Source organism: Bifidobacterium mellis, assembly GCF_000967265.1.
GTDB lineage: Bacteria > Actinomycetota > Actinomycetes > Actinomycetales > Bifidobacteriaceae > Bombiscardovia > Bombiscardovia mellis.
This window is the reverse complement of record NZ_KQ033885.1, coordinates 1,550,487-1,573,583: the sequence shown is the minus strand read 5'-3', so window position 1 is coordinate 1,573,583 and position 23,097 is coordinate 1,550,487. Positions and strand designations below refer to the sequence as shown.

Genomic DNA, 23,097 nt, shown 5'->3' with positions numbered 1-23,097 from the left:
CGGCCTGCAGTAGGCTGGTCGGGCCGCATTCGCGGGTGAAATTATGGATAAGGAGTCAGGCATGAGTGAAACAGACGGTTCCCTGGAGGGCGAAGATCGACGGCCGGTTGCCGTCATAGGAGCCATGGACGAGGAGGTGGCCCTGATTGGCCAAGGCCTGAAGCAGGCGGATCAGGATCCGCACGCCAGCGATGCCGGGTTGAAAGTCATATGCGGCACCCTTGATGGGTCGCAGGGCCCGGTTCGATTGGCTGCCACCGTGGGCGGCATGGGCACCGTCAACATCGCCGCCACCACACAGTATCTGATTGATGCCTTCCATCCCAGGGCCGTCATCTTCTCCGGCATTGCAGGCAACCTGAACAAGGAGCTGCACATCAACGACGTGGTTCTTGGAGGCACCCTGCGCTATCTGGACACGGACATGCGGTTGGTGGCCCAGTCAGCCCCAGGAACCGAGGAGTTCCACTCGGACCCCCACCTGCTGGATCTGGCAAGCCGGACTCTGGATACTATGGGAATCAAGCACATCGTCGGCACCATTGCCACAGGCAACTACTTTGTGGACAGCCCGGAGAAGATCGCCCAGGTCAAGGAGCAGACAGGGGCTGATGCGGTCGAGATGGAGGGGGCGGCCGTCTGCCATGTGGCGGCCCGCAACAAGGTCCCGGCTCTGGTCATCCGTGCTCTCAGTGACAACGCCGATACCGACTATGAGGTTTTTCGCGAGTTCGACATCTCCGAATATGCCGACACGGCCGCCAGGCTGGTGCTGGGCATCGTGCGCGAACTTTAATTGCCGACCAACAGGGATTCCCTGTTTGAGGGGCTTTTGCCTGTTGGAGGCTGTTGGCTGTGGGTTGACGGACTTTGCTTGCGCATTCATTGGCTGGTTATTCATCAATTACATGGTTATTGCGGCCACTCTGGCCTTGACCGGTTTTTGGGGCAGCTGGTTGCCAGTTGCTCCATGCAGGCCCTAGGGAGACGCTATCTACTTGTCGGCCATGTCGGCAACTGATCCCCTGTCGATGAGTGTGGGTTCTATGTAGACGTGCTCAATGCGCTGGTCCGGGTCTTGTATCCGCCTGACCTGGAGGCGCAGGGCGGCGGACGCCAGGTCCTGGGCCGAGGATCGCAGGACGGTCAGGCGCTTGGTGTAGCCATCGATGGTGATCATGGATAGATCGTCGGGAATACGGCACCCCCGTTTTTCCAGTGCCGGGACCAGAGCGATGGACAGGTAATCCGGATGGACCAGGACAGCCGTTGTGTGTGTCGAGAATCGTCTGGACGATCTGCTCGACATCCTCGGCTGCATATGGCTGCTTGTCCTTGAGCAGGAAGGTCTGCTCAAGCCCGTCTCCTTCTCGCATCATCAGCTGCCAGCCCAGCTTGATATCGCCTGCGGTGGGGGTGCCACCCAGAGCCAGTCCCCCCCCCCCCGATGGTGGCCGTGCTGACGGAAGTGTTGCAGTCCCCGGCGGACTCCGGCTGGATGGTCGGTATGAACCGAGTCGAAGGATCCGGGCAGCCACTGTGGCGGATGACGTTCCAGAACGGTTACCGGCAGTTGGCACTCGGTCAGCCATTGCCAGGTTTCCGGTGCGATATCCGGTTCGATGCTTGGGGCCACGATCAGTCCGAGCATCTGTGGATCAGTGGCCAGATCTTCCAGGATGTCTACCTCAGGAAAAGTCTCATAGGAGGTTTCCTTGGCCACGATCTCCAGTCCGTATTGTTCAGCCGCCACGCGTCTGATGGCATCGTTCACTGAGGGTCAGATGAAGCTGGGCTCGGGCAGAGCTACCCCGATTCGGTTTCCACGAACGACAGCTGCTCTATCCTGTCTGGAGGTTTTATCCATGGTGGGGCTTGACAGGCCGGCACTGGTTTTGCCGTCGGTGCTTCCACTGTTGCTGGCTTGATTTGGATTGCTCTTTCTTCTGTCTTTCTTTTCGAGGCGGCTTTCGTTCCGACTGATGATTTTGGTATTCCAACCAAGGTTGGATCAGAATCATTGGAGGAAGAAATCGTGAACGATTCAACAGATTGGCCTTGGGAATCCAGCGATTTGAAGGCCAGTGCACCTCCACGCACCCTTCTGACGAGACCAGCTCTGGCCAGATTATTCAAAATCCTTCGGACGGTTATGTCAGTGGTGCCCATCATCCGCGCCAGGTAGGGTACTCTGACTACGCTCTCTCTAAGAAGTGCGTTGAGGATCAGCTCTCGTCTCTGAGGCGGGAACCATCCTGCCGCCGGGGGAGCTTTGGGAAGGACTTATCAGCGGGGTTCTTCCCTGTCCTGCTATGCTCGCCGCTCCTGGTGCAGACCGCTTTGGTCTCTATGGTACTGCCAGTGGAATATCCTCGGGCGCGCATCCGCAAGGTCCTGGTCAATGGCCTCCTCCTGTCGGTGCGCCGCTGGTACATGTTGGTTCTGTCACTGGCGGTTCTGGCTGGGTATTCCTGGGGGCTGATGCGCTCGCCCATCCTAGTGGCTCTTCTGGCCACTGGACTGATCTGGTATATGGCCTGGGCCGCTGTGAGGTGGCAGGTCGAACCTTTCGTCCGGCAGATGGCCCGTGAGAGTGGGGACCCAGGTGTCCAGGCCACGTATGGACTGCCTGACGATGGAGCCAAAGGCTCTTCCTTTACCGCGCTGCAAGACTACCGTCAATAGCGGTTCACGAAGAAAAGTTGCATTTGAGAGCAGGCTCAAGGAGGATTTGCTGGAATGTGTTGTGGGCCTTTGCAGGTGTTGATCGAGGACAGGGACCGTCCTGTGGATATCGAGCCGGGGACCAGGCCCAAGGTCAGGTGGAGGCTGGACCCTTTGCCGACTTGGGTGGATAGGGTCCGTTTTGCTAGGGTACGAGTCTTCGAACAGCCTAAGGGGCGGGTACTTGTAGATACCGGTATCCACCCTGCGGACGAACTCAATGGCAGCCGTCTGCCTGGACCTGATATGGATCCCTCGCGACGGTATTGGCTGACCGTTCTTCTGCTGGATGCGCAGGGCCGTCGGTTGATAGGGTCTGAACCTATCACCTTTGGCACAGGGCCTGGCCTGCTCTGGCACGCTCAGGCCATTTGGTCCACGGAGAGCGAAAGGAGCTCCTCAGAATCCCAGGGCAATGCCAAAGGTTGGGCACTGATGCGTGGTGTGGTCCGGTTGCCCCCGGGGCCGATCCCCTGGGCTAGTCTGTATGCGACCGCTGACAGCACCGTACCTGCGCGTCAGTTTGTGTACCGCCTATGGCTCAATGGGAGCTTTCTGGGCTGCGGACCGGTATTCCCCTTGGATGGCGAGGATCGCTACAGGGGCTACGAGGTCACCGGCCTCTTGCGTCCGGGGGCTCAGAATGTTCTGGGCGTGGTGGCCTATGCCATGGAAGGCCAACGCTTCCAGGCCCAGTTGGATGTGGGTCGACCTGATGGCAGGGTGGAACACTACGGCACGGATGCCGAATGGAGAGCCATTAACGGTGTTGAGGCCTTTCCAGACAGCGCCTCCATCGGTACGACCTACTATCAGGCTCCGGCTGAGGACATCGATCTGTCCCGATATCCCTGGGGCTTTCCCGGCCCGGGCTTTGATGACTCTGCCTGGCCCAAGGTCCGGATTCGGCCCCCATTCTCCAAGTGCCTGGCAGCTCCTGCAGATGGCACCAGACTGACCCGAGTGGATGTTCGTCGGGTTTTGGATGCTGCTCCTGGTCATCTTCTGCTGGATTTCGGCTCCGTACGGCTGGGTGGCATCGGTCTGCGGGTAGATCTGTCGCAACATTTGGACTTGACCGTCCGCTACGGGGAGGTCCTGGACGGCCAAGGTGGCGTTCGCTACCACCTGGCCACCTCCAACGTCTATCAGGATCGCTGGCGGCTGCAACCTGGCCGCAACCGGGCACAGACTTGGGGGATCCGGGTCTTCCGATATCTGGAGCTGATATGGTCGGCGGAATCCGACCCTGAAGGGCTGCTGGCGAGCCTGTCTGACGGGGGCCTGTGGGCGGAGTGCCTTGAGGCTCCCGTATATGATGACCATGCAAGGTTTCATTGCGACAAGCCTCTGCTGGATAAGGTCTGGCAGCTGGGGCGGAACACCATCAGGGGACTCAACGCCGATATCTATGTCGATTCCTGGACCAGGGAGCGGGCCCCCTATGAGGCTGATGCCTGGATTCAACAGCGGGCTCATATGGTGCTGGATGATGCGCCTGCTCTGGGCCGTTACAGTGTGGACTATCTGATCGCCAACAGGACCTGGCCCACCGAGTGGCCCCTCTACAGCATTCTGGCTGTGTACGATGCCTGGATGCACACCGGAGATCTGACTCAGGCGGCGACCCAGTATGAACGGCTGATGGGACTGCTGCCAGATAGATACCTGGATCGGGACAGCTGGTTGATTGTCAAGGACCCCGGCGCTTCCAGCCAGATGGATGGCGATCTGGTTGACTGGCCGCCCGTTGAACGCGATGGATATGTCTTCGGTCGTGTCAACACGGTCATCAATGCACTGGCCAGTGCCGCCTATAAAGCCATGGCTCGTCTGTCGCGGGCGTTAGGCCGGCGTAGCAGAGCTGCCCGTCTGGCAGAGGTGTCCCGGAAAATACAAGAGGCCTTGGATGAGCGGCTCTACGATCCAGCGGTCGGCGCCTACCGGGATGGTCTGCTAGACGGTCCCGACGGCCCGGCCATCGATCACTGTGCCATGCATGCTTCGGCCTTTGTTCTGGCTTTTGCGCCTCCTTCGGATCCCGCACGTCTGGAAGCGGTTGGTACCTATCTGCGTCGTCGGGGGATGGTCTGCAGCGCCTATGCGGCCGCCGTGCTTCTGGATGGACTGTATCGTTCAGGTCTAGGTGCTGATGCTCTGGCTTTGCTCTCGGCAGGGGAGGGTATGCGCACCTGGAAGCACATGCTGGACCAGGGTGCTGGAGGCACCATGGAGGCCTGGGATCCATCGATCAAATCCAACACCACCTATTCGCACCCTTGGGGGGCCTCGCCTGTCTGGCTGATCTCCAGCGGGCTGATGGGGCTTCGGCCTTTGAAGCCCGGGTATCGTGAATTCGTTGCCGCCCTCCAGCCTGGGGGTCTGGACAGGGCCGAGCTGACCATGCCCGTGCCCACTGGGGACATCCATATCTCCTATAGGATTACAGGAAAAGTGGATTGCAGGCCAGGGTTTGTCCTCCTGCCGGATATCAATCTGGACTTGGTGGTGCCACAGGGCTGTCGGGGTCACTTGGTCCTCCCGCCTATGCGTGGCGTCAGACCAGGAGGTCAGGTCGAGGCCTCACTGGACGGATCGCCAATCATGCTGAAATCCTTGGATGCCGAGAGCCGGGTGGTCGGCATCCGTTGCAGAGCAGGATCTCTGGTTATGGATGTGCTGCCCTGCGGCCATCACCATTTGATGGTGCCGCATCTATAGACTTGACGGTCGTCGTTAATTTGTGTACTATCGGCCCTTGCATACCAAAGACCGTTGGTCGGGACCCTTGGGTCTCCTAAGTTCGGTTGATCGAGCCAGCACAGGTTGAGTTTCAAATCGGTCCTCGCGGCCTGTTTTCCGCTCTGCCTGTCGGCAGGGCTTTCTTTTTGCCTGTCAAGCTCGGTCGTCCGGCTCCCTCCAGAGGTCTGTCTAGGAAGGAACGCCATGAAAAGGCCCGAAAAGGAAGAGGCTGTCGCCAGGCTGACGGACAAGTTCCGTGACGCCGATGCCATCATCCTCACCGAGTACCGCGGGCTCAGTGTTCCGCAGGTCGCCGATCTGCGAAACAAGCTAGGCCGCGATACTTCCTACAACGTGGCGAAGAACACGCTAGCCCGGATTGCGGCCAAAGAGGCTGGGATCGAGGGTCTCGATGAGATGCTTGCCGGCCCCTGCGCCATCACCTTCGTCAAGGGTGATTACGTCAATGCCGCCAAGGCGCTGCGTGATTTCGCCAAGGACAACCCGGCACTGATCGTCAAGGGCGGCTTCATCGATGGAGCTGTTGCTGACGCGGATGCCATGGAGAAGATCGCGGATCTGGAATCCCGCGATGTTCTGCTCTCCCGGATGGCCGGCGCGCTCAAGGGCACCATGTCCAAGGCCGCCAACCTGTTCGTCGCTGTGCCTACCAAGGCCGTGCGCACGTTCGACGCCCTGCGCGAGAAGCAGGAAAAGGCCGCCTGAGTCCACGGCCATCGGCCCGGATTCATACGGCAAATACAAGAAAAGATGTTCGGTGATCGGCCTACCAGTCAATGCCGGTCGCCACAAATGAAAGGAAGCCATTATGGCCAAGCTCTCCGCTGACGAGCTCATCGACGCGTTCAAGGAAATGACCCTGGTCGAGCTGTCCGACTTCGTCAAGAAGTTCGAGGACGAGTTCGATGTTGAGGCCTCCGCCCCTGTGGCCGTGGCCGCTGCCGCCCCCGGTGCTGCTGCTCCGGCTGAGGAGGAGAAGACCGAGTTCGACGTCGTCCTCTCCGCCATCGGCGACAAGAAGATCCAGGTCATCAAGGCCGTCAAGGCCATCACCAACCTGGGCCTGGCCGATGCCAAGGCTCTGGTTGACGGTGCCCCCAAGGCCGTCCTGGAAGGCGCCAAGAAGGAAGACGCCGACAAGGCCAAGGCCCAGCTAGAAGAGGCCGGCGCCACCGTCGAGCTCAAGTAGTCATCGGCTCTTTCCGAGCCCTTGCATCTTGCAAAGCCCTGTGCTGTCAACGACAGCGCGGGGCTTTTTCCATATCCTGTCCGACCGCGCGCAGGGGATGGTTGCGCCGGGACGTAGGTTCGCCCCTGCTGTTGTGGACGCAGTTTCGGCCACTCAGGGGCATGGGGACGACCATATAGTCGGAACGATTGAAATAGATTGCAACAATTTTTTCATGCTGAGAACCGCAACTAAGCTAAGGCTCTGTCCCATCGACCGTGACGCCGATGCCCAGATATGACAACGAGAGAGCAATCATGACCATCACCTTCACCAACCAGTTCTGGACCGTGACCTCCGGAGATCTGACCGATCGGCGAAGGCCCATGCAAGCCCCTGCAATGGGGGAGAAGCCCAAGGACGCCAAGTCCATCGTCATTGATCCCTGCCAGCGCCATCAGCCCTGGATCGGGGCCGGAGCCGCCATCACCGATGCTGCGGCCTCGTTGATCTGGGGCAGCCAAACAGCACAGCAAAGGCATGCCCTTCTGGACGACATGTTCAACCCTGACAAGAGCGGCTTTTCGGTCATCCGTATCCCGCTGGGCTCCTGCGAGCCGTCCTCCCAGCCCTACTACACCTACGACGACATTCCCTACGGCGAGCATGACAGGGACCTGACCAGGTTCTCCCTGGGCGAGGGCGAGCCGGGCGCTCCTGACGCCACCAAGGACTACAAGTACATCATCCCCGTCGTCCAGGAAATTCTGTCCATCAATCCTGCGGTGAAAATCATCGCCTCGCCCTGGAGTGCCCCGCCTTGGATGAAGAACACCGGCCACCTGTGCATGGGCGGCCACCTGCGCTTCAACGAGTGGACCGGCAACGGCTATGATCCGCTTGAGGACTCCATAGAGGGGGTCTATGCCCGTTACTTCGCCCGCTATATCGACGAGATGGAAGCCATAGGCATCCCTATTTGGGCGGTCACGGTGCAGAATGAACCCTCCAACGCCGCCCCTTGGCCGGCCATGACCTGGACTCTGGCCCAGCAGGCCGACTTCGCCCACCGCTTCCTGCGGCCTGCGCTGGACCGTCGGCACCCCCAGGTGCGCATCTTCATCAACGATGACTCGGCACACTGCCTGACCGGACCGGTCGACAAGGATGTCACCGCCGAGCAGGCCCGTTCCATCGATGGTCTGACCCTGCACACCTACGACAACGACTATCCGAATCTGGACTATGCCAACCGGGTCTATCCACAGTGGATCTATGGCATGACCGAACGTCGCTGCATGCTGGACCAGACCCCAGCGGATGCTGCTCACATCATGTCCGGTGTCATCGGCAACTGGCTGGTCCGCCATGGCTCTTCCTTCATCACACTGTGGAACATGGCCCTGGACGAGCGGGGGCTGCCCAACCAGATCGGCGCCGACGGCAGACGCGGGGTGGTCACCATCGACCATGGCAGCGGCAAGGTCCGCAGGAACCTGGAGTATTTCATGCTCCGCAGCTTCGGACAGGACGTGGAGCCCGGTTCGGTAGTGATCGACTCAAGCAACTACACCCCCGACGGTTGGAGCGGCTCCCTAGGCTCCGTGGCCTTCCTGGGGCCGGACGGATCCATCGCCGCCCACATCTACAACCCCACGGGCAAGCCTGTCAAGGCGGCTGTCACCGTCAACGGCTGGGGGGACCGCTGGCAGAGTGTGACCGTGCCCGCCTGGGGGACCGTGACCATGCACGCGACGACCAGCGAGCGGATCAACGATTCTGCCGTGCCCGAGGATGAGGACTTCGCCCTGCAACTGCCCGAGCACACCGTGGACGACAAGGTTCCCGGGCAGGACTGAGGACCGGATTGGCGAGGCCGGGAAAGAGCCCGGAGCAAGGAGACGCACGGAATATGAAGGAGATCTGGACCGCGACGGCAGGGGATCTGTCCCAGCGGCGAGAACCGATAGCGACCCCGGAGACGACGAATGGGCCAGGTGCTGCCGTCCCCATAGTCATCGATCCAACCAGGCGCTACCAGTACTGGGAGGGGGCCGGCGCTGCTCTGACGGATTCCAGCGCCTATCTGTTCATGACGGCCATGGACGCCGACCAACGTCATCGGATTCTGACCGAGCTCTTCGATCCGGCTCAGGCGGGCCTGTCCACCTTGAGGATCTCCATGGGGTCCTGCGACTTCTCCAGCCAGCGCTACTACTCCTATGATGCTTTGCCCGAGGGGGTGATGTCGGATTCGGGCATGACCTACTTCTCCATTGGACAAGGGAAGCCGGGTTCGCCCGAGGCCACCAAGGACATGAAGTACGTGGTCCCCGTCCTTCAGGAGATCATGGCCATCAACCCGGGCGTGCGGATTCTGGCCTCTCCTTGGAGTGCACCTGCATGGATGAAGGACAGCGGTCGGCTGGACGGGGCCGGGCATCTGCGGCTGGGGCAATACTGCGGCAACGGCTACCGCCCACGTGACACGGTCGATGCCGCCTATGCCCGCTATTTCGTACGGTTCATCGAGGCCTACCAGAAGCTGGGGATTCCCATCTCGGCAGTGACCATGCAGAACGAGCCCTCCAATAATCCGCCCTGGCCCATGACGATCTGGACCCCTGAGCAGCTGGTGCGCTGGGGCGTGGACTACCTGCGTCCGGCACTGGACCGCAGCTTCCCCGAGGTGGAGATCTTCTTCGGCGATGACGGCCTGAGGTTCTTCAGCCGACCGGTCAGCGACTATATGACCCCTGTCGAGGCCCTGAGCTTCGCCGGGACTGCCATGCATACATACTCCGGCCTGCCCAAGTGGGTCGTGAACGCCACCCGACAGTTCCCCGGATGGCGCTCGGTCATGAGCGAGCGGCGCTGCATGCTGGACGAGCGTGTGGACGAGGCCAGCCATATCATGTTCGGGGAGATCGGCATCGGACTGGTCCGCCAGGGCGTGGGCATGATCGACCTGTGGAATCTGGCCCTGGATGAGCAGGGTCTGCCCAGCTGGGCGCGGACCATGGGCCGGCGTGGTGTCATCACCGTCGATTCCCGAACTGGCGGGATCAAACGCAATCTGGAATACTTCATGCTTCGTAATTTCGGACAGGATGTGCCGGTCGGCGCTCGCAGGGTGGCCTCCACCAGTCACACCCTTGATGGCCGGACCGGCGGTCTGGGTTCGGTAGCCTTCGTCCGCGACGACGGCGAGCTCAGTGTCATCCTCTACAATCCGACCGGAGTGCCCATCCGGGCTGCCCTGACCGTCAATGGCTGGGGCGCCGACTGGCGACCGGTAAGTGTACCGGCTTTCGGGACGGTCTCCTGCCATATGTCAGACTCCGAGCGCCTCAATCGCAGCACGGTGCCCGAGGATGACCAATTCGTCGTCCATATGACTCCGCACCCAGCCGACGACCACGACGAGGGAGAGGACGACCAGGACTAAACCGATGACGGCGGCCGCTGATTGACTCTGGTGGTTGTATCCAGAGCGAGAGCGGCCGCCGTTTCCTATCGATCGAGTCGATTGCTTCGTTGCCAAAGCCTTGCCTGCAGGGAGAGTTCGTCGCACTGGCATGCCTGCCAGTCTTTCATGTGTCCTTTATCAGTTAATTCGGCACGCAATCAATCCTATCTCTGGGTTTCATGACAGAATAGGCGATAGTACCGAGTGAAGGCGGCTGCAGATTTGGGAGGTCGAAAACGTGAGTGACGATCGGCGACCGGGGCAGGTGTGGATAATCAAGCTCAATGGGGCGGAAGAGACCCGGCTCAAGCCTGGCGAGACCGTCGAGATCGGCCGCAAGCCCCTGCGTCCGCTGGCCGATGACGGTCGGCGTCGTCTGGAGGTGTCCGATAAGACTAAATCCATGTCCAAAAGGCATGCCATTTTCGCCGTCGACCAGGACGGTCTGGCCACCCTGCGCGACATGGGTTCCACCAACGGGTCATATCTGATCCAGTCCGACGGATCGCTGGTCAGGCTGCCTGTGGACGCCGCCTTCCCCCTGTCCAGCAGCTCGGCTCGTTTCCAATTCGGTGATGTCCCCGTCGACTTCGTGCGCATCAACAATCCCGAAGACGATAAGACCGACCCTTCGACCCGGGTGCCCGACCTCTTCTCATACTCCACACAGCCCCGGGGCATGGTGGAGCCTGATGCAGCTGAAATGTCCGTCGACGACATTCTTGACATGCGCGCTGGCGAGCCCACTGGCATCTTCAAGGCCGACGGGGTCCGCAACCGTGTCACTGCCCTTCATGATATGGCCCTGGGTGCCGCCAAGGCAGCCGATTCCTCCCAAGAGGCCGACGGTGCTTCACAGGATCGTCCCAGGTCTGCCCCAGTCGCTCGCGACTCGCCGGACAATCCGTCGCGGCCTTTCGCCGATGGGGCCGCGTCCGCAGAGTCGCGAGGCTCGCAAGCCCGGTATTCTGACGATTATGATTCAGCCGAGCGTGGCCGGGCTGACATGGGGCCGGCCGACGCAGGCTCAGCGGATGGTCAGGGATCTGACCGTCGCAGAGGCTATGCGGACCAGCCGGATGACAGGGCATCCGAAGGCCGCCAGGGTGACCAGCGTGCAGGTGACTTCCAGGCCCAGGATGCTCGTGGCGAAGCCCATCGGCCTCTGCCATGGCAGGAGCACGAATCCGAGCAGGGCCTGCCGTTGGTTGGCACGCAGGAGGAGGACAGCCAGCCTGTCGACCGTGACCTTTTCGCTGATGCTCGTCGTTCCCGTTCCGCTGAATCTGCTCCTGATCAGAATCGCTCCGACCAGGATGTTCGCGATGTTCGTGATGCCCGTGACGGCCGTGGTCATCGTGATGATCGTCCAGCTTCCGGCCGCAGGGGCTACGCGGACGGCCAGTCCCGGCAAGGCCAGGGGAGCAAGGCGGACTCGGCCCAGGGGTTCACCCCGCTGGGAGCTGTAGAGCTGGCCCGCCTGTCCAAGAAGGAATCGGACCAGGCCCGACATCCCCAACCAGCGGATGAGCAGGGTGATGACCAGCGTTATCAGCCGGCCTTCGAGCCCGGATCCGTCTTCGAGCGGGTCTCCAAAGGGGACTATGACCGTGGCCATGAGGCCATCGTGGTGGATGGGATGAGCTCCGATGATGCCAAACGCACCGGGGACTTCGCCCTGCAGTTCGCCATGGCCAAGCATCGGCAGCTGCTGCCTTTCCTGGCGATGAACCCGGCCCTCTATGATGATCTGTACGCCTGGTTGGAGGCTCAGGGCGACCAGGACATCGACGCGGCCCTGCGCAACAATGACGGGTATCACGAATATCTGAACGCCGTGCGGAAGTGAGTGGACGGATGAGCGAGACGGTAATGAGCACCGGGGGATCGGAAGAGGAGAAACGGGCTGAAGATGCACAGGCATCAACGGCCGGCTCCTCCTCCGACCGCGCAGCAGAAGAGGTCAAGGCCCCGTTGACTCCACTGGAGCGAATCCGGGGATGGCGCCAGGATTACCAGAACCAGGTGGGCCTGACCCCCTTGGAGAATGTGTCGCAGCTGGCGGCGCAGATGGATCTGACGCATGCGCATCCTTCAGGCATCGCCCAGCTCTTCGCCAGTGGCCAGGTTCATCTGGATGCGCTCTTCCGAGACCGTGGTATGCTACGCGCGGCTCACCGGCGCATGGAGCGGGTTCTGGACGATCAGGCCGCCAAGGAGCGTGCCAGCGGTTTCGCCCAGCTTTCCATGGTTGTGGGAGTGGCTGCCTGGCAGGGGCGCGACATGCCCGTACTGCTCTATCCTGTGCGTATCGACGAGAGCACCCAGGGGGCCTCCAGGGCATCCATCAGGTTCACAGGCAAGGTGGACCTTAATCCTGCCTTGATCTCGGCCATGCGTGAGCGGGGCATCACCCTGGATCCGGACCGTCTGTTTTCCGCCTCCCACTATCAGGGCGGCACCCCCGAAACTTCATCCCTGTTCAAGGACATGACGGCCCTGATCACACCGCATATCAGTGACTTCACCATCGAACGGAAAATCGTTCTGGGATGCTTCATTGAGCCATCGGCCCAATTGCTGGGCGAGAGCCTTCGGATTCTGGACCGGATGACCGCCGGGTCCACCGGCAACGATCTGCTGGATGCCTTGGCTGGCGACCAGGCTGCCTCCGAGCGGCTCAGGGGCGGACCTGTGCCCGACTACAGCCCCTTTGATGCTGACCCTCACAGCGAGTTTGAGGCCGGAGATGTGGACAACCGGGTCCGTTATGCCGCCCAGCTGGTGGCGACCGGGCACAGCGTGCTTGTGGATGAACAGACCGGCCGCCACAGCGCCGACGATGCTCTGGCTATCGCCTCGCGCTGCGTCACCGCTGGAAGAACCGTACTCTATGTGCCCTGCGTGGTGGAGGAGAAGCGGCGCTTCCAGCATCGTCTGGATGCCGCCGGGATGGCGGACATGGCTCTTGACCTGACCGACGATCAGCTTGGTCGGGTCCTGGATCAGCGGCTGATCGATGCAGTGGGGTTCAAACCCGGCAAGGCCAGTGAACACTTCGATCAGGTGGCTGACGAGCTTGTGGGTGTCCGCTCCCGGCTGACCCGCTATTTGGGTGATCTTCATGGGGTGGATTCCAGCTGGGGGGTTTCGGCCTACCAGACCATTCAGAATCTGGCCAACATCGCCAATATGCCTACGCACCCTGCCACCCGTGTCCGTCTGGGCGCGGCCACAGCCCACAACCTGCAGCCTGAGCTGGATGCCTGGGCAGACAAGCTGGAGAGGGCTGCCGAGCTGGGTGAATTCGTCATCGGCCCCCAGGACACGCCTTGGTTCGGTGCCACCCTGGTCAACGAGAACGAGGCTGTGGACGCTTACTCCCGCGTGGTTCGTCTCCTGCAACGGCTTCTGCCGGACACCCGCGAACAGGTCAAATCAACTGTGGAGACCTGCGGATTCCCCGTGCCGGCCACCGTCAAGAATTGGGGACGGCAGGTGGTGGTCCTCAAGAATCTGCGCCGGGTTCTGGATGTCTTCCAGCCCTCCATCTTCGAGCGTGATATTCCCGCCATGATCGAGGCCACCAAGTCCAAGGCCGATCGCAAGGCCAATGGGACCAATCTGGGATTCTGGGAACGCCGACGTCTGGTCAAGGAGGCCAAGAGCCTGCTCAGACCCGGTGCCCAGGTCGAGGATCTGCATGAGTCGCTGGTGGTGGTCTCCAAGCAGGCCGAGCAATGGCGGACCTTCGTCCCCCACGGCGGTTGGCCGGTCCTGCCGCCCAAACTGGACGTCATCATCGACACTCAGGAATCCCTGATCCGCGACATGACGGCTCTGGACACCGTTCTGGCCACGACTCCGGCTGGCGGCGATTTGGAGACCATGGACTTGAACAAGGTGGAGGAACGGCTCAAGGCCCTCTTTGACGACCACACAGCCCTGGATACCTTGCCCGAGCGCTGCGCCCTGGAAGGCGAATTCAACAAGGCGGGGCTGCAGGACCTGGTCCAGGACCTGCGCAACCGCCAGGTTGAAGGCAAGGCGGTACGGGCCGAGCTGCAGCTGGCCTGGTGGACCACGGTCTTCGACGACATCATGCGCTCCTCGCAGATCATCTCCAACCAGGACGGCTCCGCCCTGTCCAACGCAGCCGACCGCTTCAGCCAGGTCGATGCCCAGCACGTGGCCAGCGTAGGGCCCATGGTTGCCCAGGAGAGCGAAAAGCGCCTGTCCGAGCTGCTCTTCTCCCGCACCCAGGAGGCCAATCAGCTGCACACCATGCTGGCCGGCAACCCTGGTGCCTCCCTTGCGGTCTTCCAGCAGGCCCACCCCGGCATCCTGTCGGCGGCCAAACCCATCATCATCGCAACTCCGGCCACACTGGCGACCAGGACCAATCCGACACAGCTGGCCGACACGGTCATCATCGATGCCGGAGCCCATATGCCTTCCATCCAGGTGCTGACCGTGCTGGCTCGTGCCCGGCAGGTGGCCGTCATCGCCCACCGGTCTACCATCACCTCGGATGGCCTCTTGCAGCTGGTCGACCAACTGGTCCCGGTCACTGTCAAAGCCCGCCCCTCGCGCCGCTCAATTCGGCTGGATGCCTTCCTGAAGGATCATGGATATGGGGATCTGTCGGCGCCTGTGCCCGATTGCCGGGAGCCTGGCAGGGTAACCCTGACCAGGGTGGAGGGCGCTGGGGTCCCTGTCATGGCCACCGGGTTGGTCGAGTCCAGCCAACAGGAGGTGGCCGCCGTTGTCAACATGCTCAAACGCAAGGCCGGATCCTTCTCCCTGGTGCCGAATAGTTATCTGCTGACTGTGGTCACCCTGTCGGCAACCCACCGCTCCAGGTTGGGTGCCGAGCTCAAGTCGGCAGCAGCCAAGGACAGGGTTTTTGCCAAGTTCCTGCGGCATGTACGCATCGTCGGCATTGACGAGGTCTGCGGTGCCCGGGCCACGGACGTGATCCTTACTCTGGGCTTTGCCAAGACCACCCACGGCCGTCTTCTGCAGCAGTTCGGCGATCTGGAGGGCGAAGGGGGTAAGGGCATGTTGCTGGATGCTCTGGTCCTGCCGGATCGGAATCTGGACATCGTCGCGGCATTCTCGGCTGATGATTTGGAGGACGACCGCATTCACCAGCCCGGGCCGCGTCTGCTCAAGGATCTGTTGACCTGGGTCGAGCATCCCGACGTTGAACCCGCCCGGCCTGAGCAAGCGGAGCAGTCCACCAATGTGCTCTTCCGGGATCTGGCCCAGCGGCTGCGGACCCGGGGGCTGGATGTGGCCCTGGATTACGGGTACGATCAGGCGCCCCGAATTCCGCTGGTGGTGGGGCTCAAGAACAAGCCCTATGCTTTGGCCGTACTGACCGACGATGCAGAGTTCATGCACACCCAGTCCACCCGGGAGCGTCACCGGTTCACCACCGAGGATTTGCAGTATCTTGGTTGGTCGGTCATGACCGTCTGGAGCGTTTCGGCCTTTGTCAACCCCGACAAGGAAGCCGACAGGATCGTTGCCCGTCTTGCCGATATCTACCAGCAGGCGCGTTGATGGCGGATAATCAGCTAGACCGTGGAAGTCAGTCTGGTGAGCCTGCGGCTCCGCGTCGGCGTCGCCATCGGCGGGTGGTTCGTCCAGGCAGGGAACGGTTCGATGTTGATGGCACCGAGGAGGATCCCCAGGATCGGGTCTGTGAGCACGATCGTCTTGCCGGGGATGACCGGCGGATCCTGGGCGAGCTGCCGCCCCATTGGGGGCTCTTCCCCAATGAGCGCGGCGACTGACTGTCGGTCCTAGTCCTGGCCCTTGGGCAGTCCGGTCCCAGCCTGTTGGCTGTCTGCGCTCGTTGACTGATGGATGTCGTCGGCAATCTGCCGTAGCAGCTGCAGGCTCTGGTCCTGGGGGCTGGGAGCGTTGGGCTGGTCCTTGATGCCCGAGGCCGCCCGGCTCAGCTGCCGCAGCTTGTTGATGGGCATGATGATGCAGAAGTAGACGGCGATGGCGATCAAGAGGAAGTTGAGCAGAGCCGTCAGAATGGCACCGAAGGAGATGGTGGCGTTCCGGTAGCTGATGGTCAGGAGTCCCGACAGGTCCGGTTTGCCGAAGATCATGGCGATCAGTGGGCTGATCAGATTGTTGACGATGGCGTTGACCACGCTGGTCACCGCCGAGCCCATGACCACGCCCACGGCCATATCCACCATGGATCCACGCGAGATGAACTGCTTGAATTCGCCCAGCACACCCTTGTTGCTGATTTGTGAGATTTTGTGGACTGCTTCGGCGGTATCCTTGGCCGCCACCTGATTGATCGAGGCCATCCTGCATCCTTCCGTAGCTGATAAGAGACATGGAGCGCCCACGTCTGCTTCTTCCTCCATTATCGCGGGCCCAGGATGGTTTCGGTTTTCCGACATGAATGGAGGGTGTCGGTGCAGAAGTTCTGTCGGGGCGGATGGCAATGACAGGTGTAGATGGATCCAGCGATAGCAAGAGCAGAGCCTGACTGGCATCAAGGGCGAAGACCGCCTGGGACGCTTGCCGGACCTGGTTGCCCTCCCGTCCTTCCAGATCGGATCGATCTTTGGCTATGGTCTGTGCCGGTTGTAGCGCCAGTGCCTGCTCGGCTATCATGCATTGTCCGCCGTCTGAGGTCTGACCGGGAGCTGACGTTTGCAGGCCGCTGACCTGCAGGATGTGAGGAAACTCTGGTTTTCTGTCAGCGCCAGGCTGGTCTCTCGCGGAGGTGGGTGGCAGGGAACTTGGCTGGACAGGATGCGGGCCGGCACCGGCTGGGCAGTCTCCAGAGGCCAGCAAATTCACCTTGTCGCCGGCCTGCAGGTCTGCTGGATCGTCAGCCAGACGTACGGTCACCGGGGTGGTTCCGGGTGGCTGTGCCGGTCTGCTGCTGATCATGGCCGTGGTCAGCGGTTGCCCTGTGTGGAGGCTGATCATCAGCCGCCGTCCACGTACTTGCCCAAATGAGGCTATCAGGCCGGGCAGCCGTTCCCTGCCATGCAGGATCCGCGTTTCAACCATGCCAGGCTCGATGGCTGATCCGCGTGCAATGGGCCGCGCGGCGACCAATATAGACAGGCGACCCTGGGCTTGGACCAGGATCTGCAGGGTGCAGAAGACCACCAGCCCCAATGCCAGGGCGGCTCCCGCACGTCGCAGCTTAAATAGCCGCCGTCTGCGGGTCAGGGATCCGGCGGCGGCTGAAGGCTTGTCTTTATTGCTGAAGATGGAAAAATCGACCATGCCCCCAGCCTGCCAGGATTTTGGCAGGCATATGGGTCTGCATGGCCGATGTGGTCGAATGTGCCTTCCGGTCTACTTACTTGCTGCTTGTGGAGCTTGAAGAGGAGGATGAGGCTCCGTCGGTCCGGTAGAAACCATGGCCCTTGAACTCGATGGGCACTGCGGAGAAGACCTTGCGGACCTGCTGCTGCCCGCACTTGGGGCAGATGGTGATGGGCTCGTCGTTGAAAGACTGCTCCCTGGTAAAGTCGTATCCGCAGTTCTTGCAACGATAATGATAGGTGGGCACCGTTCTTTCCCTCCGCTGATGGTCGGTTCGCGCGACGATTGGTTCAACACCCAATATCCTAGTGGTGGCTTCGACCAGAAGAATCGGCACCGGGCCTCTCGTCAGTCTTGTTCATCACCATTATGGTCCGCTCCGGGCCTTCGTGACTGACCTGCGGCTGTGGGCGTGAAACCTTCGGGCGTCAGGACGGCATCCACAGGAAGATCGTGGTCCAGATGGGGCAGAGGGTCTTCCACGAATTCGCCAGGCCAGCAGATGCCCACCACTGAAGTCTGTTCTGCCCGCAGGGCCAGAGCCCGGTCATACCAGCCGCCGCCCCGACCCAGACGAATGCCGGCGTGGTCGATGGCCAGTGCGGGCACCAGGATCAGATCGGCCTGATTCAAGGCCTGCGGTGGCAGGGCCGGCATATCGGGTTCATCCGGCCGCCAGCCGGGAATCCGCTTCATGTCCTCCAGATCCTGCTCTGATTGCAGGCGTCCCCAACCTACTTGGATGCCCGTGCCCAGCATGGGGATGAGCACCTGATAGCCCCGGCCCACCAGAAGGTCCAGGCTGGGGTCCATGGCTATCTCCCCCCGAATGGAGGAAAAGGCAGCCACGGTCAGGCTCTGGTCGCCTCGTGAGTGCCCGAGCTTGGCAAGCACCTGGCCGGCCAGCAGATCGGCGAGCCTGCGGCCTGCGTCCAGGCATTGAGCCGGGTCGATGCGCCGTCTGGCTTCAAGCAGCCGGCCGCGCCGATCCTGCTTTTCCGCATTGATGCGTTCCTGCTCGTCCATGTCCTCAGTTCTACCAGCAGGAGTTCTCCCCGGGTGGACGCATGCCCGCCTCGGCTGCCGTTCGGTGGGAATATGGAGTCATGTCGGTTCTGCATACCTTCCGCCAGGTCTGGCAGGGTTCCCGAGCCCGGTCGTACCATGCCCTGGATCTGCCTGATCGTCTGACTCCGCCTCCAGGCCACGGGGACTTCCTGCTGAGGCCCATCCGCGAGGGTGACCAGGCAGCCTGGAATGCGGTCCGGTGGAGGAATCGTGATTGGCTGGCCCCATGGGAATCAGGGGATCCCCGCCACGGACCCGGCATGACCTATGCCCAGTGGATGCAGGAGTTGGAGCGTTCCCGGCAGGAGGGCACTTCAGCGGTCTTCCTCATGGAGTTTCATCAGAGCATTGTCGGGCAGATTTCCCTGGGTGCCATCCGATACGGGTCCATGTGCACGGCGGTAGCGGGCTACTGGGTGGATCAGGATTGGATTGGTCACGGATTCGCGCCGCTGGCCTTGGCCATGTTGGCGAATTGGGCCTTCAGGGACAGGAAGGGGCCTCATCTACACCGTCTGGAGGTTGCGATTCTGCCTGAAAACCAGCGCTCCCTGCGTGTAGTCCAAAAGCTGGGCATGGAGCCGGAGGGGCTGCGCCATAGCTACATGTATGTAAACGGACAGTGGCGGGACCACCTGACCTTCGCCTGGATCAGCGACCGATTCGATCCCGATCTGCTGGCTCGTCTATGAGCCCCTTGGGCGGACATGGTCGACACGCTGGGTTTGACTTGCCGCTTGGGGCATACCGTCAACTAACGTAGTACCTATGGTTTATGAATCACTCAGCAGCATCGTGGTTTTGGTGATTGCAGTGATTCTGGTGCTGGGTTGGCTGCCGTTTCGCACCGTCAAGGGCATGAAGCGGGCCTCGGAGCATCGCCAGGACAGGCTTTCCACCTCCCTGCACATGGTGGGGCGGGAAGACGGCATGAGGTTCTGCGACAGGCAGTCGAGGACGGTGAAAGGGTTGGTCATGCAGCAAGGGCAGCAGGATGGCAACCGGCGCAGTCAGGCCCAGCGCATCAAGCAGATCAGACAGTTGCGCCGCGCGGCCATACGCCGTCGTCGCATCCTGGTCCTTGTCCTCTTGGTCGTCACCCTGCTGGTGGCTGGGCTCTCTTTCCCCTTGGGCTACAGCCCATGGTTCACTTTGATTCCTCTGGCCTTGGTGATGGTGGTGTTGGCGGCAGGCGCGCATGCTTCAGCCCAGGCTCGGGCCTGGGAGCGCAATTTGGCCCAGCGGCGTGCCCGGCAGCGTCGTCAGCAGGCGGCCAGTCTGACCAAGAGCAGGACCTCCGGCAGGCCTGGGCAGACCAAGAATGAGGGCCGCACGGACACTGCCACGGATGTGCTTGACCAGGGTGAGATTCGTCGAACGCTGGCCCAGGCCAAGGCTGATCAGCAGGCAGCCCTCAAGGCCAGGCGGCACAATTCGGCCAAGCCTGCGAAGTCGACGGTCAACAGCAGCAAGGCCAAGGGTTCGGCCGGGTCCGTCCAGTCGACGAAGAAGACCGCTGTGCAGACCGGACATGCGTCGAATGGTCCGTCCGTCGCCAAGAAGGCCTCTGAACGGACCCCAGCCAAACAAACGGCTTCTGGGCCGACGGCTTCCAAACCGGCAACCACCAAATCTTCAAAGGCTCAAAAGACTGCTTCTAAAACTGCTCCGCCTAAATCGTCAGTGAACAAGTCTGCTGCCTCCAAGTCTGCAGCCCGGCCGACTGCGCCGGAGTCCGTACCTGCCCAATCCACCGCTGCCCATTCAGACCAGCCCGGATCGGTCTCTGCGTCTGCTGGCAAAGAGCGCCCAGCTTCATCGTCCTTGGCGAAGGCCCAGGACGATGCCACCAATGAGCTCGAGCGCATCAGTCCTTCTCCGGCCTTGGACGCCTTCGGCATGGCGGCGGGCCAGGATCTGATCTCCTTCTCCCTGGGATCAGCCCGTGGCGAGGGATCAGGCAAGGATGGCAAGAGCAGCGAAGACGAAGGTCCCCAAAGCCTGGAGATCAAGTCCACTCGTCAGGTTTCCGTGGCCCGTCCCCCCGAAAAGAAAAAGGCCGATGGTCGGCCCGACGACTTTCACAAGCGGGAGATGCAGGCCCAGGTCGAGGTGCCCGATCGCAGCGAGGACTCCCTGTCCATCGGCGTGGAGGCCATATTGGCCCGGCGTCGTCCGGCAGCCAAGTCCTGAGCGACCAGTCGGCGACCTTTCTTTCACCACCAGCGTTAGCACTCAAGTTGGCAGAGTGCTAATTTCGCGCTACTATAACTTGTAGCGCAAAGGAATGCGTGGTGAGTGTTCGTCAGCCTCTCATCGACGTTCCGGCGTGGGTTCATTGGCTGTTCTCACAAGATGTAGGAGGTCCACAGTGTCGATTTCACTCACACCGTTGGAAGACAAGATCGTCATCAAGCAGGCTGAGGCGGAGACCAAGACCGCTTCCGGGCTGGTCATCCCCGATACCGCCAAGGAGAAGCCCCAGCAGGGCGAGGTGCTGGCGGCAGGCCCCGGCCGTCGTGACGACAAGGGCGAGCGCATCCCCATGGATGTCAAGGTTGGCGACAAGGTTCTGTACTCCAAGTACGGCGGCACCGAGGTCAACTACGGCGGCGAGGACTACCTGATTGTGTCCGCGCGCGACGTTCTGGCCATCCTCAAGTAAAGAGGCGGGAGATAGTGGCCCCTGGTCCTGCGGAAGGACCAGGGGCCATTTGCATCCCGGGAGGGCCGTGCAGCGGAACAGACACCGCAGGGACATTTGGGGGCCGCTAGCATGGTGCCCATGTATTATCGTCATCGCGCCAGCATCGATGCCCTTCCCGGATACCGGCAGGGCAGCCCTGCACCAGCCGTTCCCGGATTGAACAGTTACAAGATCTCCAGCAACGAGAACCCCTACCCGCCCCTGCCCGGCGTGCTTCAGACCGTCTCCGAGCAGGCCCTGGGCCATCTGAACCGCTATCCGGACATGCGCGGCACCCGTCTGGTGGAGCGGCTGGCCCGGCTGCACGGGGTGGACCCGGCATGCATTCAGCTGGGATGTGGATCCACTGAGGTCATCACCCAGCTGGTTGACCTGGTGGCCGGTCAGGGCGATCAGGTGGTCTATCCCTGGCGCAGTTTCGAGGCCTATCCCATCATCGTCACCATGGCTGGCGCCACTGGGGTGCCCGTGCCTCTGGATAAGCAGGGGCGGCATGACATCGAGTCCATGATCGCTGCGGTCAATGACCACACCAGATTGGTCATTGTCAACAACCCCAACAACCCGACTGCGACCAATGTCGATCGCAGCCAGGCCGAACGGCTGCTGCAAGCCCTGCCTGCGGACCTGCCGGTGCTCTTCGACGAGGCCTACATACAGTTCAACGACGACCCTGATCGAGCCGACGGATTGTCGCTCATGCGCGAGCATCCCAATGTGATAGTGGCCCGGACCTTCTCCAAGGCCTACGGACTGGCGGGTCTGCGGATCGGATACGCCGTGGCTGCCGAGCCGATCATCGCCGGCATGAACAAGGTGGCCCTGCCCTTCGGCGTCACCGATGTGGCCCAGACGGCGGCAATGGCCAGCCTGGACGCACAGGACCGCCTGGCCGAACGGGTCCAGGCACTCAAGCAGGAACGGGCCAGAATCCTGGCTGGTTTGAAGGGGCAGGGGTGGAAGATTCCTGAACCTCGGGCCAACTACTACTGGCTGCCTCTGGGCCAGGCCGCGTCGCAGGCTGATCAGCGTTTCCGCGATGCCGGCCTGTCGGTCAGAACCTTCCCCGGCGAGGGCATCCGCATCACTGTGGGGGAGCGGGAGGCCAACGACCGGGTCCTGGAGGTTTGCGCCGACCTGCGTCGACAGGGTTTGCCGCAGGACCCGATTCCTGACTAAAGGTCGTAAGGGCGCCAGCGTAAATGTAAATGATGGCCGTCTCCGTTCTTGTATGGAATCTCACAGCGGGGGTGGTTTTGCTCCTGTGAACTTGTGTCGCCCTGGATAAACCTATATATTGTGGTTGGCTGGACAATTTTATCCAATATATAGTGTTTATCAAGGAGCAGCAGTCACTATGTCCTCAGCAGATGTGGATCGGCACGATCCTCCCGATGGCGCCTCCAGGCTGGTGTATTTCTCCAGCGTCTCCAACAACACCCACCGCTTTGTACAGCGGCTGGGCGTGGAGGGGCCCATCCGCATCCCCCTGTATGAGCGGCGCCAGCCCATGCCCGTTATGGATACGCCCTACCTTCTGCTGGTGCCCACCTATGGCGGCGGGTCAGCCAAGGGAGCCGTGCCCAAGCAGGTCATCCACTTCCTGAACAATCCGGTCAACCGCGGGCTGATTCGCGGGGTCATCACCTCGGGCAACCGAAACTTCGGCAGCGCCTATTGCGCAGCCGGCCCGTTGATAGCCCGCCGGTGCGGCGTCCCTGAGCTCTATCGCTTCGAGCTGCTGGGCACCTCGGAGGATGTTCAAGCGGTCAGGGCCATCCTGGCCGGAATGGGAGTGCAGCTCCAGCAGCAGTCGACTGATTCACGAAAGGCGGTTTTGTCATGAGCCAGCAGGAAAGCACCAAAGAGAGCGCCAAG

The 23,097-nt window shown here is 61.5% G+C and carries 21 protein-coding genes and 1 pseudogene; 15 read left to right on the top strand and 7 right to left on the bottom strand.

Translation table 11 applies throughout. The annotated features are described in order from the left end of the window. Positions 1-61 precede the first annotated feature (61 nt). Positions 62-796, top strand: a complete 735-nt coding sequence (gene mtnN, locus JF70_RS06800) for a 5'-methylthioadenosine/S-adenosylhomocysteine nucleosidase (protein ID WP_045935744.1) — start codon at positions 62-64, stop codon at positions 794-796. Between the two features lie 198 nt (positions 797-994). On the opposite strand, the gene JF70_RS08820 is transcribed toward mtnN, so the two are convergent. From JF70_RS08820 to JF70_RS08815, 3 genes are all read right to left on the bottom strand, one after another. Then, positions 995-1,309: a substrate-binding domain-containing protein gene (locus tag JF70_RS08820; protein ID WP_197069112.1), complete on the bottom strand. Its 315-nt coding sequence runs from the start codon at positions 1,307-1,309 to the stop codon at positions 995-997. A 69-nt stretch (positions 1,310-1,378) separates the two neighbouring features. Next, positions 1,379-1,753, bottom strand: coding sequence for a LacI family DNA-binding transcriptional regulator (locus JF70_RS09000; RefSeq protein WP_156149631.1), 375 nt, complete (start codon positions 1,751-1,753; stop codon positions 1,379-1,381). A gap of 53 nt (positions 1,754-1,806) precedes the next feature. Then, positions 1,807-2,226 carry a DeoR family transcriptional regulator gene (locus JF70_RS08815; protein WP_269420790.1) on the bottom strand — a complete coding sequence of 140 codons (420 nt, stop codon included), beginning with the start codon at positions 2,224-2,226 and terminating at the stop codon, positions 1,807-1,809. A gap of 135 nt (positions 2,227-2,361) precedes the next feature. Here JF70_RS08815 and JF70_RS08810 point away from each other — a divergent pair, with 135 nt between their 5' ends. From JF70_RS08810 to JF70_RS08805, 9 genes are all read left to right on the top strand, one after another. After that, positions 2,362-2,685 (top strand): hypothetical protein, encoded by a 324-nt coding sequence (locus JF70_RS08810; protein ID WP_082069442.1) that lies wholly within the window; start codon positions 2,362-2,364, stop codon positions 2,683-2,685. Positions 2,686-3,303: 618 nt separating this feature from the next. Then, positions 3,304-5,445, top strand: coding sequence for an alpha-L-rhamnosidase-related protein (locus tag JF70_RS06775; RefSeq protein ID WP_045935739.1), 2,142 nt, complete (start codon positions 3,304-3,306; stop codon positions 5,443-5,445). A 225-nt stretch (positions 5,446-5,670) separates the two neighbouring features. Continuing rightward, positions 5,671-6,192: a 50S ribosomal protein L10 gene (gene rplJ, locus JF70_RS06770; protein WP_045935738.1), complete on the top strand. Its 522-nt coding sequence runs from the start codon at positions 5,671-5,673 to the stop codon at positions 6,190-6,192. Positions 6,193-6,295: 103 nt separating this feature from the next. Further along, complete coding sequence (rplL, locus tag JF70_RS06765) at positions 6,296-6,676, top strand: 50S ribosomal protein L7/L12 (protein ID WP_045924837.1); 381 nt, start codon at positions 6,296-6,298, stop codon at positions 6,674-6,676. Positions 6,677-6,942: 266 nt separating this feature from the next. After that, on the top strand, positions 6,943-8,514 hold the full coding sequence (locus tag JF70_RS06760) for a glycoside hydrolase family 30 protein (RefSeq protein ID WP_231578879.1): 1,572 nt from the start codon (positions 6,943-6,945) through the stop codon (positions 8,512-8,514). 53 nt (positions 8,515-8,567) lie between these two features. After that, entirely contained in the window at positions 8,568-10,103 is a 1,536-nt protein-coding gene (locus JF70_RS06755) for a glycoside hydrolase family 30 protein (protein ID WP_045935737.1), read from the top strand. 259 nt (positions 10,104-10,362) lie between these two features. After that, positions 10,363-11,973, top strand: coding sequence for a variant leucine-rich repeat-containing protein (locus tag JF70_RS06750; protein ID WP_052690785.1), 1,611 nt, complete (start codon positions 10,363-10,365; stop codon positions 11,971-11,973). A gap of 8 nt (positions 11,974-11,981) precedes the next feature. Continuing rightward, a complete protein-coding gene (locus JF70_RS06745) occupies positions 11,982-15,692 on the top strand; it encodes a helicase (protein ID WP_156149630.1) in 3,711 nt (1,236 codons plus the stop codon). Continuing rightward, positions 15,692-15,925, top strand: coding sequence for a hypothetical protein (locus JF70_RS08805; RefSeq protein ID WP_082069440.1), 234 nt, complete (start codon positions 15,692-15,694; stop codon positions 15,923-15,925). Before JF70_RS06745 ends, JF70_RS08805 begins: the two co-directional genes overlap by 1 nt. A 9-nt stretch (positions 15,926-15,934) precedes the next feature. Here the strand turns inward: JF70_RS08805 and JF70_RS06735 are convergent, their stop codons facing one another. The 4 genes and pseudogenes from JF70_RS06735 to JF70_RS06725 all read right to left on the bottom strand — a co-directional run bounded on the left by JF70_RS06735 (position 15,935) and on the right by JF70_RS06725 (position 18,470). Further along, a complete protein-coding gene (locus JF70_RS06735) occupies positions 15,935-16,345 on the bottom strand; it encodes an MscL family protein (RefSeq protein WP_373564684.1) in 411 nt (136 codons plus the stop codon). Between the two features lie 718 nt (positions 16,346-17,063). Next, a pseudogene (locus JF70_RS09310) lies at positions 17,064-17,402 on the bottom strand (SAF domain-containing protein); the annotation flags it as partial. 76 nt (positions 17,403-17,478) lie between these two features. Next, positions 17,479-17,691: an FmdB family zinc ribbon protein gene (locus tag JF70_RS06730; RefSeq protein WP_045935733.1), complete on the bottom strand. Its 213-nt coding sequence runs from the start codon at positions 17,689-17,691 to the stop codon at positions 17,479-17,481. Positions 17,692-17,792: 101 nt separating this feature from the next. Beyond that, positions 17,793-18,470, bottom strand: coding sequence for a 5-formyltetrahydrofolate cyclo-ligase (locus tag JF70_RS06725; protein ID WP_082069439.1), 678 nt, complete (start codon positions 18,468-18,470; stop codon positions 17,793-17,795). Positions 18,471-18,550: 80 nt separating this feature from the next. Between JF70_RS06725 and JF70_RS06720 the strand changes: the two genes are divergently transcribed. The 5 genes from JF70_RS06720 (at position 18,551) to nrdI (ending at position 23,065) form a co-directional block, all read left to right on the top strand. Beyond that, a complete protein-coding gene (locus JF70_RS06720; RefSeq protein WP_045935732.1) occupies positions 18,551-19,204 on the top strand; it encodes a GNAT family N-acetyltransferase in 654 nt (217 codons plus the stop codon). A gap of 76 nt (positions 19,205-19,280) precedes the next feature. Then, positions 19,281-20,705, top strand: a complete 1,425-nt coding sequence (locus tag JF70_RS06715) for a hypothetical protein (RefSeq protein ID WP_045935731.1) — start codon at positions 19,281-19,283, stop codon at positions 20,703-20,705. A 178-nt stretch (positions 20,706-20,883) separates the two neighbouring features. Continuing rightward, a complete protein-coding gene (gene groES, locus JF70_RS06710) occupies positions 20,884-21,177 on the top strand; it encodes a co-chaperone GroES (protein ID WP_015022393.1) in 294 nt (97 codons plus the stop codon). A gap of 120 nt (positions 21,178-21,297) precedes the next feature. Beyond that, positions 21,298-22,398: a histidinol-phosphate transaminase gene (locus JF70_RS06705; protein WP_045935730.1), complete on the top strand. Its 1,101-nt coding sequence runs from the start codon at positions 21,298-21,300 to the stop codon at positions 22,396-22,398. A 178-nt stretch (positions 22,399-22,576) separates the two neighbouring features. Continuing rightward, the gene (nrdI, locus tag JF70_RS06700; protein WP_045935729.1) at positions 22,577-23,065 is read left to right on the top strand and encodes a class Ib ribonucleoside-diphosphate reductase assembly flavoprotein NrdI; all 489 of its coding nucleotides are present in this window, start codon (positions 22,577-22,579) and stop codon (positions 23,063-23,065) included. The last annotated feature ends 32 nt before the right edge of the window (positions 23,066-23,097 follow it).